This is a genomic window from Luteimonas lutimaris (genome assembly GCF_039537065.1).
Taxonomy (GTDB): Bacteria; Pseudomonadota; Gammaproteobacteria; order Xanthomonadales; family Xanthomonadaceae; genus Luteimonas; species Luteimonas lutimaris.
The window spans coordinates 45412-62151 of record NZ_BAAAZU010000012.1; the positions used below are offsets into that span (position 1 = coordinate 45412).

The window sequence follows — 16740 nt, forward strand, 5'->3', positions numbered from 1 at the left end:
GCCGGATTCAAATGTGTGTGCATCGGAGGGCTACGGCCCGGTCGGCCCGGCTCCGAAGGAGCACCAGGCCGTCTACACCACGCTGCACTTCGACAAGCCGTGGTCGTACGAGAACTATCTCAAGACCGGCGGCTACCAGGCGCTGCGCAAGATCCTGGCCGAGAAGATCCCGCCTGCGGACGTGATCGAGATGGTCAAGCAGTCGGGCCTGCGCGGCCGCGGCGGCGCGGGCTTCCCGACCGGGCTGAAGTGGAGCTTCATGCCCAAGGATTCGGGCATGCAGAAGTACATCCTCTGCAACTCCGATGAATCCGAGCCGGGCACCTGCAAGGACCGCGACATCCTGCGCTACAACCCGCACTCGGTCATCGAGGGCATGGCGATTGCGTGCTACGCGACAGGCAGCACCGTGGCCTACAACTACCTGCGCGGCGAGTTCCACCACGAACCGTTCGAGCATCTCGAGGAAGCCACCGCCGAGGCTTATGCGAACGGCTGGCTGGGCAAGGACGTCCTCGGCAGCGGCATCGACATCGACATCTACAACGCGCTCGGCGCGGGCGCGTACATCTGCGGCGAGGAAACCGCGCTGATGGAGTCGCTGGAAGGCAAGAAGGGCCAGCCGCGCTACAAGCCGCCGTTCCCGGCCAACTTCGGCCTCTATGGCAAGCCGACCACGATCAACAACACCGAGACCTACGCCTCGGTGCCGGCGATCGTGCGCAACGGCGCCGAGTGGTTCCTCAACCTGGGCAAGCCGAACAACGGTGGCTGCAAGATCTTCTCGGTCTCCGGCCATGTTGCGCGCCCGGGCAACTACGAGATCCGCCTCGGCACCCCGTTCTCCGAGCTGCTGGAGATGGCCGGCGGCATGCGCCCGGGCCGCAGGCTCAAGGGCGTGATCCCCGGTGGCTCGTCGATGCCGGTGCTGCCGGGCGAGACGATGATGCAGCTGACGATGGACTACGACAGCATCCAGAAGGCCGGTTCCGGCCTCGGCTCGGGTGCGGTGATCGTGATGGACGACACCACCTGCATGGTCCGCGCCTGCCAGCGCATTTCGCGCTTCTACATGCAGGAAAGCTGCGGCCAGTGCACGCCGTGCCGCGAGGGCACCGGCTGGATGTACCGGATGCTCACCCGCATCGCCGAAAAGCAGGCCACGGTCGACGACCTGCAGATGTTGCGTGCCGCGGCGGGGCAGATCGAGGGCCACACCATCTGCGCCTTCGGCGAGGCCGCCGCATGGCCGGTGCAGGGTTTCCTGCGCCACTACTGGGACGAGTTCGAGTACGCGATCGTGAACAGGCGGTTCCTCGTGGACGACGAGCGCAACGGCACCGTGGTGCCGAAGGCGGTGGCCGCGTGAGCGCACAGCCCGTCAACCCGAACCTGCCGCCCGACCAGGTCACCGTCTTCATCGACGGTGTCGAACTGGCCGCGCCCAAGGGTTCGATGATCATCCAGGCCGCCGACAAGGCCGGCATCCCGATCCCGCGCTTCTGCTACCACGACAAGCTCGCCATCGCGGCCAACTGCCGCATGTGCCTGGTCGAGGTCGAGAAGATGGGCAAGCCGGCGCCGGCCTGCGCCACGCCGGTGATGGACGGCATGAAGGTCTCCACGCGCAGCGACAAGGCGCTCAAGTCGCAGCGCAACGTGATGGAGTTCCTGCTGATCAACCATCCGCTCGACTGCCCGATCTGCGACCAGGGCGGCGAGTGCGAACTGCAGGACCTGTCGCTCGGCTACGGCCGCTCGGTCAGCCGCTTCTCCGAACGCAAGCGCGTGGTGGCCGACGAGGACATGGGTCCGCTGGTCGCCACCGAGATGACCCGCTGCATCCAGTGCACGCGCTGCATCCGCTTCACCGCGGAGATCGCCGGCACCTACGAGCTGGGCGGCATGCAGCGCGGCGAGAACCTGCAGATCGGCACCTACGACGGCAAGCCGCTGGCCACCGAACTGTCGGGCAACGTCATCGACGTGTGCCCGGTGGGCGCGCTGACCAACAAGGTGTTCCGCTTCCGCGCCCGTCCGTGGGAGCTGATCGCGAAGGAATCGCTGGGCTACCACGATGCGCTGGGCAGCAACCTGTTCCTGCACGCGCGCCGCGGCGACGTGCTGCGCGCGGTGCCGCGAGACAACGAGGCGGTCAACGAGTGCTGGCTGTCCGACCGCGACCGCTACTCGCACCAGGGCCTGTATGTCGAGGATCGGGCAGTGAAGCCGCAGGTCAAGGACGGCGACCAGTGGCGCGAAGCCTCGTGGGACGAAGCGCTGGGCAAGGCCGCGCAGATCCTGCGCGACAACGCCGCCGACGACCTCGGCATCCTCGTCCATCCGTCGACTTCCAACGAGGAAGGCGCGCTGCTGGCGCGCATGGCCGATGCGCTGGGCACCGGCAACCTCGACCACCGCATCGCCGCGCACGACCTGTCCGACGGCGCCGTCGCCGAAGCGTTCGGCATGCCGGTCGCGGAGATCGAGAACGCGGACGTGATCCTGATCGTCGGCAGCCAGCTGCGCCATGAGGTGCCGCTGCTGCACCAGCGCGTGCGCAAGGCCTGGAAGCGCGGCGCGAAGGTGCACGTGGTCAACCCGGTCGACTTCGACTTTGCGTTCGACATCGCCGGCAAGCAGATCGTCGCACCCTCGCGCATTGCCGATGCCCTGGGCTCGGCCGAGCTGGCGCAGGCGTTCGCCGGTGCGACGCGCGCGGTGGTCATCGTTGGCGCGATCGCCGGGAACGGCATCCACGCCTCCGCGATCGGCAAGGCCGCATCCGCTTTCGCCAGTGCCAACAACGCCGCGCTGTGCCGCATCCCGCAGGGCGCCAACGCGCTCGGCCTGACGCGCCACGGCGTGCTGCCGGCGTCGCGCGACGCCAATGCGATGCTCGCGCAGCCGTGCGGCGCCTACGTGGTCTACGGCATCGAGCCGGGACTGGACTTCGCCGACCAGGCCGCGGCGCTCAAGGCGCTGGGCGGGGCGCAGGTCGTTGCGTTCAGCCAGTTCGCCTGCGAGTCCACGCGCAAGGTGGCCGACGTGATCCTGCCGATCGGCGCGCTGCCCGAAATCGACGCCACGCTCACCAACCTCGACGGCCGCGACCAGGCCGCGGTCGCAGCCGGCAAGCTGCCCGGCGAGGCGCGCGCCGGCTGGCGCGTGCTGCGCGCGCTCGGCGGCGAGCTCGGGCTGGCGGGCTTCGACTTCACCGACCTCGACGGCCTGCGCGCATCGATCGCGCCGCGCGAGGTGGCCGTCGCCGCCTCGGCCGCACCGGCCGCGGCAGGCGAGGGGCTCGAACTCGCGGTGTCCGAAGCAATCTACCGCGTCGACGCCGTCACCCGCCGCGCCGCCGCGCTACAGGCGCACCCGCTGACCGTTGGCCCGCGCGTGACGCTGCATCCGCAGGATGCGGCCGCGGCGAACATCGCCGACGGCGCGATGGCGAAGCTCTCCAACGCCGCCGGCACGGCAACGCTGCAGGTCGTGCTGGATGACCGCGTGGCGCCGGGGTCGGCCTGGGTCGAACGCGGCTATGGCGCCACCGCGGCGCTGGCGGCCGGCAACGCCAGGGTGGAGGCCGCATGAACACTGCGACTTTCCTCGCCGACCTGTTCGGCCCGCTGCACGAATGGCTGCTGTCGCTGGGTGCATTCGGATTGGTCGTCTGGATCGTGCTGAAGATCCTCGTGATCGCGGTGCCGGTGATCCTGGCGGTCGCGTTCTACGTGGTCTGGGAGCGCAAGCTGATCGGCTGGATGCACGTGCGCCACGGACCGATGTACGTGGGGCTGGGCGTGTTCCAGGCGTTCGCCGACGTGTTCAAGCTGCTGTTCAAGGAAGTCATCCAGCCGAGCAACGCGCAGAAGGTGCTGTACCTCCTGGCGCCGTTGATCACGCTGGCGCCGGCGTTCGCGGCGTGGGCGGTGGTGCCGTTCGACGCGCAATTGGTGCTGTCGAACGCCAACGCGGGCCTGCTGTACCTGCTGGCGATGACGTCGCTGGGCGTGTACGGCGTGATCCTTGCCGGCTGGGCGTCGAACTCGAAGTACGCCTTCCTTGGCGCGATGCGTTCGGCCGCGCAGGTGATCAGCTACGAGATTGCGATGGGCTTCGCCCTGGTCGGCGTGATGATCGGTGCGGGTACTCTGAACATGTCCGGGATCGTGATGGCGCAGGCCGGCAACAGCGGCTTCCTGGAGTGGTTCTGGCTGCCGATGCTGCCGCTGTTCGTGGTCTACTTCGTGTCCGGCGTGGCCGAGACCAACCGCGCGCCGTTCGACGTGGTCGAGGGCGAGTCGGAAATCGTCGCCGGCCACATGGTCGAGTACTCGGGCGCCGCGTTCGCGCTGTTCTTCCTGGCCGAGTACGCCAACATGATCCTGGTCAGCTTCCTGGCCTCGATCTTCTTCATGGGCGGCTGGCTGTCGCCGTTCCACGGCTGGGACATCCCGGTGCTGTCGGTGGATGGCTGGTGGTGGCTGTTCCTGAAGGTGGGCTTCTTCGCCAGCGCCTTCATCTGGTTCCGCGCCACGTTCCCGCGCTACCGCTACGACCAGATCATGCGGCTGGGCTGGAAGGTGTTCATCCCGCTGAGCATCGCGTGGATCGCGGTGACGGCGCTGATGGCGTACTACGGCGTGTTCGAGGCGGGCAAGTGATGGGCAAGATTGCGTCCTGGTTCAAGAGCCTGCTGCTGCTGGAGATGCTGGCCGGCATGTGGCTGACGCTCAAGTACCTGTTCAGGCCGAAGTACACGCTGATGTACCCGATGGAGAAGACGCCGCAGTCGCCGCGCTTCCGCGGGCTGCACGCGCTGCGCCGCTATCCCAACGGCGAGGAGCGCTGCATCGCCTGCAAGCTGTGCGAGGCGGTGTGCCCGGCGCTGGCGATCACCATCGATTCGGAACCGCGCGCCGACGGCACCCGCCGTACCACGCGTTACGACATCGACCTGTTCAAGTGCATCTACTGCGGCTTCTGCGAGGAGTCCTGCCCGGTCGATTCGATCGTGGAGACGCACGTGCACGAATACCACTTCGAGAACCGCGGCGAGAACATCGTCACCAAGCCGCAGTTGCTGGCGCTGGGCGACAGGCTCGAGGCCGAGATCGCCGAACGCCGCGCCGCAGACGCGCCTTTCCGCTGAGGACCGCATGGATTACGCACTGCTCGCTTTCCTTGCCTTCGCCACGGTGACCGTGGTCGCCGCCGGCGCGGTGATCAGCGTCCGCAACCCGGTGCACGCCGCGCTGTGCCTGGTGCTGGCGTTCTTCACGGTCGCCTGCACCTGGATCCTGGCGGACGCGGAGTTCCTCGGCATCGCGCTGGTCGTGGTCTACGTCGGCGCGGTCATGGTCCTGTTCATGTTCGTGGTGATGATGCTGGACATCGACGTGGTCGCGATCCGCGAAGGCTACGTGCGCTACCTGCCGGTGGGCCTGGTGGTCGCGGTGGTGATGCTGGTCGAGATCCTGATGCTGATCGGCATCAAGGCGCGGGTCGAGCCGTTCGGCGCCGACCCGGCCGCCGCCGCCGGGGTGCCCAACATCGAATGGCTGGCCGAACGCCTGTTCACCGGCTTCCTGCTGCCGTTCGAGGTCGCCGCGCTGATCCTGACGGTCGCGGTGATCGCCGCGGTCACGCTCACCCTGCGCCGCCGCGAGGGCACCAAGCACCAGGTCCCGTCGGAGCAGACGCGGGTCAGGGCGGGCGACCGCTTCCGCATGGTGAAGATGGATGCCACCCGGCCCACGCCGGAGGCCCGGCCCGCCGCGCAGGACGGGACGAACGGGGAGGACAAGTGATGGAACTGTTCGCGCAGGGCCTTTCGCTCGGCCACTACCTCGCGCTGGGCGCCGCGCTGTTCTGCATCAGCGTCGCCGGCATCTTCCTCAACCGGAAGAACGTGATCATCCTGCTGATGTCGATCGAACTGATGCTGCTTTCGGTCAACGTCAATTTCGTCGCGTTCTCGCGCGCCGCCGGCGACGCCGCCGGGCAGGTGTTCGTGTTCTTCATCCTCACCGTGGCCGCGGCCGAGGCCGCGATCGGCCTTGCGATCCTGGTCACGCTGTTCCGCAACCGGCGCACGATCAACGTCGCCGAAATCGACACCTTGAAGGGCTGAGTGATGCCGGGCATGGAAATCGCGATCTCGAAAACGGTGCTGCTGGCCATCGTGCTCGCGCCGCTGGTCGGCGCGATCGTGGCCGGGCTGTTCGGCCGCCAGGTCGGCCGCGCCGGCGCGCACTGGATCACCATCCTGGGCGTGGCCGCGAGCTGTGCGCTGTCGTCGTACGTGTTGTGGCAGCTGGTGGGGCAGGGCGCGGCGCCGTTCAACGAGAACGTCTACACCTGGTTCCAGGTCGGCGGGATCGAGGCCCATGTCGGCTTCATGATCGACAAGCTGACCGCGATGATGATGGTGGTGGTGACCTTCGTCTCGCTGCTGGTGCACGTCTACACCATCGGCTACATGGCCGACGATCCGGGCTACCAGCGCTTTTTCAGCTACATCAGCCTGTTCACCTTCTCGATGCTCATGCTGGTGATGAGCAACAACTTCATGCAGCTGTTCTTCGGCTGGGAAGCGGTGGGCCTGGTCTCGTACCTGCTGATCGGCTTCTGGTTCAAGCGCCCGACGGCGGTGTTCGCCAATCTCAAGGCGTTCATGGTCAACCGCGTGGGTGACTTCGGTTTCCTGCTCGGCATCGCCGGCGTGCTGTACTGGTTCGGGACGCTGGACTACGCGACGGTGTTCGCCAATGCCAGCGACCGGATCGGCGACGGCCAGGCGATCGCGATCTTCGAGGGCCACGCCTGGTCGGCGGCGACGGTGATCTGCCTGTGCCTGTTCGTCGGCGCGATGGGCAAGTCGGCGCAGGTGCCGTTGCACGTGTGGCTGCCCGACTCGATGGAAGGCCCGACCCCGATCTCGGCGCTGATCCATGCCGCCACGATGGTCACGGCGGGCATCTTCATGGTCGCGCGCATGTCGCCGCTGTTCGAGCTGAGCGAGACCGCGCTGAACTTCGTGCTGTTCATCGGCGCCACCACCGCCTTCTTCACCGGCCTGATCGGCATGGTCCAGAACGACATCAAGCGCGTGGTCGCGTACTCCACGCTGTCGCAGCTGGGCTACATGACCGTGGCGCTGGGCGTGTCGGCCTACAGCGCCGGCGTCTACCACCTGATGACGCATGCCTTCTTCAAGGCGCTGCTGTTCCTGGCCGCCGGCTCGGTCATCATCGGCATGCACCACGAGCAGGACATGCGCCGCATGGGCGGCCTGCGCAAGTACATGCCGGTCACCTACTGGACGATGCTGATCGGCACCCTGGCCCTGGTCGGCACGCCGTTCTTCAGCGGCTTCTATTCGAAGGACACGATCATCGAGGCCGCGGCGCACCACGCGCACGAGTCCGGCAACTGGATCGCGACGTACGGCTACTGGGCCGTACTGCTGGGCGCCTTCGTCACCGCGTTCTACAGCTTCCGCCTGCTGTACCTGACCTTCCACGGCAAGGAGCGCTTCCGCGACGCGCATGCCACCGGTGGCGGCCATGATGCGCACCACGACGACCACGGCCACGGCGCGCACGAACCGCACGAGTCGCCGTGGGTGGTGACGGTGCCGCTGGTGCTGCTGGCGATCGCCTCGATCGGCGTGGGCTTCTTCACGATCGGCCCGATGCTGTTCGGCACCGACGTGATGGGCCACGCGAAGCAGCTGCCGTTCTTCCTCGGCTCGATCGACGTGGCCGGCCCGCGCGACGTGGTGGCCGTGATCGGCGCGGCCGACTGGCACGGCCCGGTGGAGTTCGCGCTGCACGGTTTCATGGCGCCGGCCTTCTGGCTTGCCTTCGCCGGCTTCGTCGTGGCGACGGTGATGTACCTGCTCAAGCCGGAGCTGCCTGCGAAGGTCGCGCGCGTGCTGGCGCTGCCGATCCGCGTGCTTAACAACAAGTACGGGATGGACGACCTCTGGATCAAGGGTTTCGCCGGCGGCAGCATGCTGCTGGGCAAACTGTCGCGTCGCAACGACGAGAAGGTCGTCGATGGCCTGTTCGTCAACGGCAGCGCGCGCCTTGTCGACCTGTTCTCGGGCGTGCTGCGGCGCACCCAGTCCGGATTCCTCTACCACTACGCCTTCGCGATGATTCTCGGCCTGATTGTTCTGCTGGCCGCGCTGATCCGCTACTGGCGCTGACCGTCACGGATACGAACAAGTGTCGAACTGGCCCCTCCTGAGTCTGTTGATCTGGCTGCCGATCGTCGGTGGCGGACTGGTGCTCGCGCTCGGCAACCAGCGTGCGTCCGCGGCGCGCTGGCTGTCGCTGCTGATCGCGCTGGCGGTGTTCGTGCTCAGCATCCCGCTGTTCACGGGCTTCGATCTCGCCAACCCCGGCCTGCAGTTCCTCGAGCGCCGCGAGTGGATCCCGGCCTACGACATCCAGTACCACCTGGGTGCCGACGGCATCTCGGTCGCGCTGATCATCCTCACCACGATCACCACGATCCTGGTGCTGATCGGCGCGTGGGGTTCGGTGGCCAAGCGGGTGAGCCAGTACTTCGCCACCATGCTCATCCTCGAAGGCGTGATGATCGGCGTGTTCTGTGCGGTCGACGCGATCCTGTTCTACGCCTTCTTCGAGGGCATGCTGATCCCGATGTTCATCATCATCGGCGTCTGGGGCGGCCCGCGCCGCGTCTATGCGGCGATGAAGTTCTTCCTGTACACGTTCCTCGGCTCGGTGTTCATGCTGGTCGGGCTGATCTACATGTACATGAAGGGCGGCAGCTGGCAGATCCCGGACCTCGTGCAGCTGTCGCTGACGGCCACCGAGCAGGCGTGGCTGTTCTTCGCGTTCTTCATTGCGTTCGCGGTCAAGGTGCCGATGTTCCCGGTGCACACCTGGCTGCCGGATGCGCACGTCGAGGCGCCCACCGGCGGCTCCGTGGTGCTGGCGGCGATCATGCTGAAGATCGGCGGTTACGGCTTCCTGCGCTTCAGCCTGCCGATCGTGCCGGACGCCAGCCACGAGTTCGCCTGGTTGATGATCGCGCTGTCGCTGGTCGCCATCGTCTACGTCGGCCTGGTGGCGCTGATGCAGGACGACATGAAGAAGCTGGTCGCGTACTCGTCGATCGCGCACATGGGCTTCGTGACCCTGGGTACCTTCATCGCGCTGTCGCTGGTGCGTGACGTGCAGAACCTGGACACCGCGCGCCTTGGCCTGCAGGGCGCGATGGTGCAGATGGTCTCGCACGGTTTCATCTCGGGCGCCATGTTCTCCTGCATCGGCGTGCTCTACGACCGCATGCACACGCGCCGGATTGCCGACTACGGCGGCGTGGCCAACGTGATGCCGTGGTTCGCGGCGTTCTGGATCTTCTTCTCGATGGCCAACTCGGGCCTGCCGGGCACCAGCGGTTTCGTTGGCGAGTTCATGGTGATCCTGGCCAGCTTCCAGCACCATCCGCTGATCGCGTTCGCCGCGGCGACCACGCTGATGACCGGCGCGGGCTATTCGCTGTGGCTGGCAAAGCGGGTGATCTGGGGCGACGTCGGCAACGCCCACGTGGCGGAGCTGAAGGACATCAACAGCCGCGAATGGATCGTGCTCGGCGTGTTCGCAGCGGGCGTGCTGCTGATCGGCATCTGGCCGAAGCCGCTGACCGACCTGATGGAGCCCTCCATCGCGCAACTGGCGGCGCAGCTCGCCGCAAGCAAGCTTTGAGGACGATGCCGCGATGATCCCTGGTGTACTGATCGAAGGCGTGATGACCCCGCAGGTGAGGGGACTGGCGGACATCGCGCCGCTGGCGCCCGAACTGCTGGTCGTGCTCGGCGCGTTCGCGCTGCTGATGCTGGACCTGTTCATGGACGAGCGCCGCCGCATCGTGACCCACGTGGGCGCGATCGTCGTGCTGCTCGTGGCCGCGTGCATGGTGGCTGCGGGCACGGGCGGGCAGGGCTCGGTGATGCACGACATGTTCGTGCGCGACGGCATCGCCGACGTGCTCAAGATCTCGCTGCTGGTGGTGTCCGCGGTGGCGCTGGGCTTCGCGTGGACCTTCATGCGCGAGCGCGGCCTGTACAAGGGCGAGCTGCCGGTGCTGGTGCTGTTCGCCGCGGTGGGCATGATGCTGCTGGTGTCGGCGGGCAACCTGACCATGGTCTACGTGGGCCTGGAGCTGCTGGCGCTGGCCTCGTACGCGCTGGTCGCGATCGACCGCGACAATCCGCTGTCGTCGGAAGCGGCGATGAAGTATTTCGTGCTCGGTTCGCTGGCCTCCGGCCTGCTGCTGTACGGGATGTCGCTGCTGTACGGCGCCACGCACTCGCTGGACCTGGCGACCATCCACGCGGCAGCCGGGAGCCTGGCGGGCGACGACCGCATGCTGATGCTGACCGGCACGGTGTTCGTGGTCGCCGGCATCGCGTTCAAGTTCGGCGCCGCGCCGTTCCACATGTGGCTGCCCGACGCCTACCACGGCGCGCCCACGCCGATCACGCTGTTCATCGGCTCAGCGCCGAAGCTGGCCGCGTTCGGCATGACCTACCGCTTACTCGAGTCGGGCCTGGCGCCCGCGGGCGACCAGTGGCACCTGCTGCTGGCCGGCCTGGCCGCGCTGTCGCTGGCGATCGGCAACATCGTCGCGATCGCGCAGACCAACCTCAAGCGCATGCTGGCGTACTCCACCGTCTCGCACGTGGGCTTCATCTTCCTCGGCTTCGCCGGCGGCGGTGCCGAGGGCTACGCGGCAGCGATGTTCTACGCGATCAGCTACGCGATCATGTCCACTGCCGCCTTCGGCGCCATCGTGATGCTGTCGCGCAACGGCTTCGAAGCCGATCGCATCGACGACTTCAAGGGCCTGAACGCGCGCAGTCCGTGGATGGCGGGCATGGTCCTGTGCATCATGGCCTCGCTCGCGGGCGTGCCGCCGTTCCTGGGCTTCTGGGCCAAGCTGGCGGTGCTGCGCGCGGCGATCGAGGGCGACATGCTGTGGCTGGCGATCGTCGGCATCGTGTTCGCGGTGATCGGTGCGTTCTACTACCTGCGGGTGATGAAGGTGATGTACTTCGACGAGCCCGCCGGCGAGCCGATCCAGGTGCGCCCGGGGCGCCCGTTGCGGGTCGTGTTCTCGATCAATGCGGTCGCGCTGCTGGTGCTCGGCTTCGCCTGGAGCCCGCTGATGAGCTGGTGCCAGCGGGCCTTCGGGGTCTGAGGGCCGGCACCGAAGCGTCCGCTTGCGCCGCGTGTAATCCGTTCAGCCATTCGACAGGAAGGCCGCAGGCGCGAGCATTCACGCTCCAGGCGGCGCAGGGAACGCCGCCCGGACAGCGCGCAAGCACGACTTGGGGTTGCAATAAATTCCCATAGTCACCATAATTCCGCGCCTGATGCGGGGTGGAGCAGTCTGGCAGCTCGTCGGGCTCATAACCCGAAGGTCGCAGGTTCAAATCCTGCCCCCGCTACCAGCTTTTCGCGATCGACGGAAAGCCTCCATGGAGGCTTTTTTTGATGACGGAAAGTCGGGCTTGATCGAGGCGCGCTTCAGCCTCGACGCCGAAATCCAGTGGTATCGGACAAGGGGCCCAACGGGCCCCTTGTTGCATCTGGGGCCGGACACCGTACGTCACCCGCAGTCAGGGCCCTTACCGAACAGATGAGCGACAAGGCAAACCGGATCACAGCGCTGTTGGCGCCCACCGTCCAGTCCATGGGACTGGAGCTGCTGGGCGTCGAATACCTGCCGGCCCCCGGGGGCGCGGTGCTGCGCCTGTATATCGACCTGCCGGCCGATGCGGAGGAGGGGCGCCTGGTCGGTATCGGTGACTGCGAGGCGGTCAGCCGCGAAGTCTCGGCACAGCTGGACGTGGAAGACCCCATCAGCGGCAACTACACGCTGGAAGTGTCGTCCCCCGGCGTCGACCGCCCGCTGTTCGCACCGGAGCAGTTCGCACGCTTCATCGGCAAGCAGGCCAAGGTCGGGCTGAAGCTGCCGCAGGACGGCCGCCGCAGGTTGCAGGGCGTCATCGCGGCGGTCGAGGGTGACCGCATCACCTTCGATGTCGAGGGTGCGGCCATCGAGGTCGGCTTCGACAACATCGACAAGGCGCGCCTGCTGCCCGACTGGGCGGCACTCGGACTGGCGCCGGCACAGGACAAGTCGGGGCGCGACGCGCGTCCGGGCAAGGCAAAGAAGAAAACCACAGGCAATCGAACCAACAAGACGGAGACGGCAGGCCCGTCCCGCGCGGAGTGAGAAACAGATGAGCAAGGAACTGTTGCTGGTCGTGGACGCGGTCGCCAACGAGAAGGGCGTGCCGGAATCCGTGATCCTCGAGGCGATCGAGGCGGCGCTCGCCACCGCGGCCAAGAAGCGCTACCTCGAAGAAGACGTGCTGACGCGCGTCCAGATCGATCCCAAGGACGGCAGCTACCAGACCTTCCGCCGCTGGGAGGTCGTGGCCGACGACGTGGTGATGGAATCTCCCGACCGCCAGATCCGCATGATGGACGTGGTCGACGAGAGCCCGGAGGCCGAGGTCGGCGACTTCATCGAGGAGCAGATCGACAACGTCGATTTCGGCCGTATTGCCGCGCAGGCCGCCAAGCAGGTGATCGTGCAGCGCGTTCGCGAGGCCGAGCGCGCGCAGGTCGTCGATGCGTGGAAGGATCGCGTCGGCGAGCTGGTGACCGGTATCGTCAAGCGCGTCGAGCGCGGCAACGTCTATGTCGACCTGGGCGGCAACGCCGAGGCGTTCATCCCCAAGGACAAGGCGATCCCGCGCGATATCGTGCGCGCCGGCGACCGCATCCGCGGCTACCTGTACGACGTGCGCACCGAGCCGCGCGGCCCGCAGCTGTTCATCAGCCGCGCGGCGCCTGAATTCATGATGGAGCTGTTCAAGCTCGAAGTGCCGGAAGTCGGCCAGGGCCTGGTCGAGATCAAGGCCTGCGCCCGCGATCCGGGCGACCGCGCGAAGATCGCCGTGCTGGCCTACGACAACCGCACCGATCCGATCGGCGCCTGCATCGGCATGCGCGGTTCGCGCGTGCAGGCGGTGAGCAACGAGCTCAACGGCGAGCGCGTGGACATCGTGCTGTGGTCGGACAACCCGGCGCAGTTCGTGATCAACGCGATGGCGCCGGCCGAGGTGCAGTCGATCGTGGTCGACGAGGACAAGCATTCGATGGACCTGGCCGTGGCCGAGGACCGCCTCGCGCAGGCGATCGGCAAGGGCGGCCAGAACGTGCGCCTGGCCAGCCGCCTGTCGGGCTGGCAGCTCAACGTAATGACCCAGGACCAGGTCGCCGAGAAGTCGGAGGCCGAGCAGGCCGCCGCGCGCGCGCTGTTCCAGGAAAAGCTCGAGGTCGACGATGAAATCGCCGGCATCCTGGTTTCCGAGGGCTTCAGCACGGTCGAGGAAATCGCCTACGTGCCGGTCGGTGAGCTGCTGGCGGTGGAGGGCTTCGACGAGGATATCGTCGAGGAACTGCGCGCCCGCGCCCGCGACGCGCTGCTCAACGATGCGCTGGCGGTCGAGGAGGAACTCGACGAGAACGCACCGGCCGCCGATCTGCTCGCGCTGGAAGGGATGGACGAGGAAACCGCCTTCGCACTGGCCACCAACGGCGTGCGCACCAGCGAGGACCTGTCGGACCTGGGCGCGGACGAAGTGGCCGAGTTCGGCATCGAGGGCCTGGACGAGGAGCGCGCTGCCGCGCTGATCCTCGCCGCGCGCGCGGAGGAAATCGCGCGCCTGGAGCAGGAGGGCTGACGGGTACGCCGGCAGGCGCGCGGCGCGCCACCGGCCGAAACCGTGTAGGCCCGGGATTGGACGCCCGGGAGGCATCCCCTGGATGCCGGCGCCGCCAGGAGGGCGGCAGGAGAGGCGGGGAAGGCCGATCCGGCAGCAGGCAGCCAGCAATGGCGCCGCACCGGGCCGACTTTCCTCCCCGCAGTAGAATCGTTCCATCACGCGCAGGGCCCAGGCCCCCGCCAAAGGACACGGAAAACGAATGTCGCAGCAAACCACCATCCGCAAGCTTGCCGCACTGGTGAACACGCCGGTCGAGAAACTGCTGGAACAGCTGGCCGAGGCCGGCATGGAGTTCAGCGGTCCCGACCAGGTCGTCACCAGCACCGAGAAGGTCAAGCTGCTGGGCTTCCTGCGCCGCACCCACGGCAAGGCCGGCAAGGCCTCCGAGGATGCGATCGCGCCGAAGAAGATCACGCTCAGCCGCAGCCGCAAGCAGGAACTCACCGTCGGCGGCGGCAAGAACCGCTCGACGGTGGACGTCGTCGTCCGCAAGAAGGTCACCCTGGTCAAGCCGGGTGCGGGCGACAGCGCCGGCACCACGGCCGAGCAGGCCGCGGCATCCGGTGACGACGAGCGCGCCGAGATCCTGCGCAAGCTCGAGGAGTCGCGCCAGCGCAACCTCAGCGAGCAGCAGCGCCTGGCCGAAGAGGACAAGCGTCGCGCCGAGGAAGCCGCCGAGCGCAAGCGCAAGGAAGAAGCCGAGGCCGAACGCCTGCGCCTGGAAGCCGAAGCGGCCGCAGCCGCTGCCGCGCTTCCGGCCGAGGAAGACGCCGCCGGCCGCAAGCCGGGGCATGGCCATGGCCATCCCAAGCCGCCGCCGCCGCGCAGCGACGACCGCGGCCCCAAGCACAAGACCCGCGGCTCGCACGCGATGGTGGCCGGCGTCGAGGACGACGACAGCGCCGCGCGCTTCGCGGGCAAGCTGCACCTGTCCGCCGCGGACCGTGCGCGCCGCACCAGCGGCCGCGGCAAAGCCCGTCCGACCCGCCGCCAGGCCGAGCAGTCGCGCTCGGGCACCGGCTTCACCCGTCCCACCGCGCCGGTCGTGCGCGAAGTGGCGATCGGCGAGGCGATCACCGTGGCCGACCTCGCCCAGAAGCTGGCGATGAAGGGCGGCGACGTGGTCAAGGCGCTGTTCAAGATGGGCGTCATGGCGACCATCACCCAGAGCATCGACCACGACACCGCCGTGCTGGTCACGGAAGAACTGGGCCACACCGCGGTGCGTGCCGCCGCGGACGACGCCGAGAGCGAGCTGCTCGCGCACGTCGAGGAAATCAAGGGCGAGACGAGCCCGCGTCCGCCGGTGGTCACCATCATGGGCCACGTGGACCACGGCAAGACCTCGCTGCTCGACTACATCCGCCGCACCAAGGTCGCCACCGGCGAGGCCGGCGGCATCACCCAGCACATCGGTGCCTACCACGTCGAGACCGGCAAGGGCGTCATCAGCTTCCTCGATACCCCGGGGCACGCGGCGTTCTCGTCGATGCGTGCGCGCGGCGCGAAGTTGACCGACATCGTGGTGCTGGTGGTTGCGGCCGATGACGGCGTGATGCCGCAGACGATCGAGGGCGTCCAGCACGCCAGGGCGGCCGGCGTGCCGCTGATCGTGGCGATCAACAAGATCGACAAGTCCGAAGCCGATCCGTCGCGGGTCAAGAACGAACTGCTGGGCCAGGACGTGGTCGCCGAGGAATTCGGCGGCGACACGCAGATGGTCGAGCTCTCGGCCAAGACCGGGCAGGGCATCGACGAACTGCTTGACGCGATCTCGCTGCAGGCCGAGGTGCTGGAGCTCAAGGCCGTGCCTGACGGGCGCGCCACCGGCGTGGTCATCGAGTCCTCGCTCGACAAGGGCCGTGGCCCGGTCGCCACCGTGCTGGTCCAGCAGGGCCAGCTGCGCAAGGGCGACTATCTGGTGTGCGGCGTGCAGTACGGCCGCGTGCGCGCGCTGTTCGACGAGAACGGCAAGCAGCCCGACAGTGCCGGCCCGTCGATCCCGGTGCAGGTACTCGGCCTGTCGGGCGTGCCCGACGCCGGTGACGACTTTGTCGTGGTCGAGGACGAGCGCCTGGCCAAGGAAGTCGCGCAGCAGCGTGATGCCAAGCGCCGCGAGACGCGCCTGGTCAACCAGGCCGGCAACCGCATGGAAGACATCATGGCGCAGATGGGCGAGGGCTCCGGCCAGCTCAGCCTGCCGCTGATCGTCAAGGCCGACGTGCAGGGCTCGGTGCAGGCGCTGGTGCAGGCCCTGACTGCGCTGTCCAACGACCAGATCCGCATCCACGTGATCGGGTCGGGCGTGGGCGGCATCACCGAATCCGACGCCCAGCTGGCTGCGACATCCAAGGCCACGGTGATCGGCTTCAACGTCCGTGCCGACGCGTCGGCACGCAAGGTGATCGAAGGCAACGGCGTGGACCTGCGCTACTTCTCGATCATCTACGACGTGATCGACCAGGTAAAGCAGGTTGCCTCGGGCATCCTGGGCATGGAAATCCGCGAGGAGATCATCGGCACCGCCGAGGTGCGCGACGTGTTCCGCAGCTCCAAGTTCGGCGCCGTGGCCGGTTGCATGGTCGTGGAGGGCGTGGTCAAGCGCAGCAAGCCGATCCGCGTGCTGCGCGACAACACCGTCGTTTTCGAAGGCGAGCTGGAATCGCTGCGCCGCTTCAAGGAGAACGTGGACGAGGTCCGCAGCGGCACCGAGTGCGGCATCGGCGTGAAGCAGTACAACGACGTGCAGCCGGGCGACCAGATCGAGTGCTTCGAACGCATCGAGGTGCAGCGGACGCTGTAGGAAAGCCGGGACCCGGGATTCGGGACCCGGGACTCGGGAAAAGAAAAAGCGAAGGGTGTTGTCCCCGGCTTTTGACTTTCCCGAGCCC

General features: G+C 67.5%; 12 protein-coding genes and 1 tRNA gene. All 13 read left to right on the plus strand.

Translation table 11 applies throughout. The annotated features are described in order from the left end of the window. Window positions 1-13 precede the first annotated feature (13 nt). Window positions 14-1369, plus strand: a complete 1356-nt coding sequence (gene nuoF / locus ABD679_RS10715; protein ID WP_344759978.1) for an NADH-quinone oxidoreductase subunit NuoF — start codon at window positions 14-16, stop codon at window positions 1367-1369. Then, window positions 1366-3597, plus strand: coding sequence for an NADH-quinone oxidoreductase subunit NuoG (nuoG, locus tag ABD679_RS10720; protein WP_344759979.1), 2232 nt, complete (start codon window positions 1366-1368; stop codon window positions 3595-3597). Before nuoF ends, nuoG begins: the two co-directional genes overlap by 4 nt. After that, complete coding sequence (gene nuoH / locus ABD679_RS10725) at window positions 3594-4670, plus strand: NADH-quinone oxidoreductase subunit NuoH (protein WP_344759980.1); 1077 nt, start codon at window positions 3594-3596, stop codon at window positions 4668-4670. Before nuoG ends, nuoH begins: the two co-directional genes overlap by 4 nt. Then, complete coding sequence (gene nuoI, locus ABD679_RS10730; protein ID WP_344759981.1) at window positions 4670-5158, plus strand: NADH-quinone oxidoreductase subunit NuoI; 489 nt, start codon at window positions 4670-4672, stop codon at window positions 5156-5158. The genes nuoH and nuoI overlap by 1 nt, the downstream gene beginning before the upstream one ends. A gap of 7 nt (window positions 5159-5165) precedes the next feature. Next, entirely contained in the window at window positions 5166-5816 is a 651-nt protein-coding gene (locus ABD679_RS10735) for an NADH-quinone oxidoreductase subunit J (protein WP_344759982.1), read from the plus strand. Next, window positions 5816-6139 (plus strand): NADH-quinone oxidoreductase subunit NuoK, encoded by a 324-nt coding sequence (gene nuoK, locus ABD679_RS10740; protein WP_344759983.1) that lies wholly within the window; start codon window positions 5816-5818, stop codon window positions 6137-6139. The genes ABD679_RS10735 and nuoK overlap by 1 nt, the downstream gene beginning before the upstream one ends. A gap of 12 nt (window positions 6140-6151) precedes the next feature. Continuing rightward, entirely contained in the window at window positions 6152-8221 is a 2070-nt protein-coding gene (gene nuoL / locus ABD679_RS10745) for an NADH-quinone oxidoreductase subunit L (protein ID WP_344759984.1), read from the plus strand. Between the two features lie 19 nt (window positions 8222-8240). Then, window positions 8241-9752, plus strand: a complete 1512-nt coding sequence (locus tag ABD679_RS10750) for an NADH-quinone oxidoreductase subunit M (protein ID WP_344759985.1) — start codon at window positions 8241-8243, stop codon at window positions 9750-9752. A 40-nt stretch (window positions 9753-9792) separates the two neighbouring features. Next, window positions 9793-11247 (plus strand): NADH-quinone oxidoreductase subunit NuoN, encoded by a 1455-nt coding sequence (nuoN, locus tag ABD679_RS10755; protein ID WP_425561889.1) that lies wholly within the window; start codon window positions 9793-9795, stop codon window positions 11245-11247. A gap of 176 nt (window positions 11248-11423) precedes the next feature. After that, window positions 11424-11500: transfer RNA gene (locus ABD679_RS10760), tRNA-Met, on the plus strand. 188 nt (window positions 11501-11688) lie between these two features. Next, window positions 11689-12288, plus strand: a complete 600-nt coding sequence (gene rimP, locus ABD679_RS10765; protein ID WP_344759986.1) for a ribosome maturation factor RimP — start codon at window positions 11689-11691, stop codon at window positions 12286-12288. A gap of 7 nt (window positions 12289-12295) precedes the next feature. Further along, entirely contained in the window at window positions 12296-13807 is a 1512-nt protein-coding gene (gene nusA / locus ABD679_RS10770; protein ID WP_344759987.1) for a transcription termination factor NusA, read from the plus strand. Window positions 13808-14048: 241 nt separating this feature from the next. Beyond that, on the plus strand, window positions 14049-16652 hold the full coding sequence (gene infB / locus ABD679_RS10775; RefSeq protein ID WP_344759988.1) for a translation initiation factor IF-2: 2604 nt from the start codon (window positions 14049-14051) through the stop codon (window positions 16650-16652). Window positions 16653-16740 lie beyond the last annotated feature (88 nt).

Excerpts from the sequence above, each read along its gene's own strand:
- nuoI (WP_344759981.1), top strand. The coding sequence starts at position 4,670 with ATGGGCAAGATTGCGTCCTGGTTCAAGAGCCTGCTGCTGCTGGAGATG.
- nuoL (WP_344759984.1), top strand. The coding sequence starts at position 6,152 with ATGGAAATCGCGATCTCGAAAACGGTGCTGCTGGCCATCGTGCTCGCG.
- nuoK (WP_344759983.1), top strand. The coding sequence starts at position 5,816 with ATGGAACTGTTCGCGCAGGGCCTTTCGCTCGGCCACTACCTCGCGCTG.
- rimP (WP_344759986.1), top strand. The coding sequence starts at position 11,689 with ATGAGCGACAAGGCAAACCGGATCACAGCGCTGTTGGCGCCCACCGTC.
- ABD679_RS10735 (WP_344759982.1), top strand. The coding sequence starts at position 5,166 with ATGGATTACGCACTGCTCGCTTTCCTTGCCTTCGCCACGGTGACCGTG.
- infB (WP_344759988.1), top strand. The coding sequence starts at position 14,049 with ATGTCGCAGCAAACCACCATCCGCAAGCTTGCCGCACTGGTGAACACG.
- nuoH (WP_344759980.1), top strand. The coding sequence starts at position 3,594 with ATGAACACTGCGACTTTCCTCGCCGACCTGTTCGGCCCGCTGCACGAA.
- nusA (WP_344759987.1), top strand. The coding sequence starts at position 12,296 with ATGAGCAAGGAACTGTTGCTGGTCGTGGACGCGGTCGCCAACGAGAAG.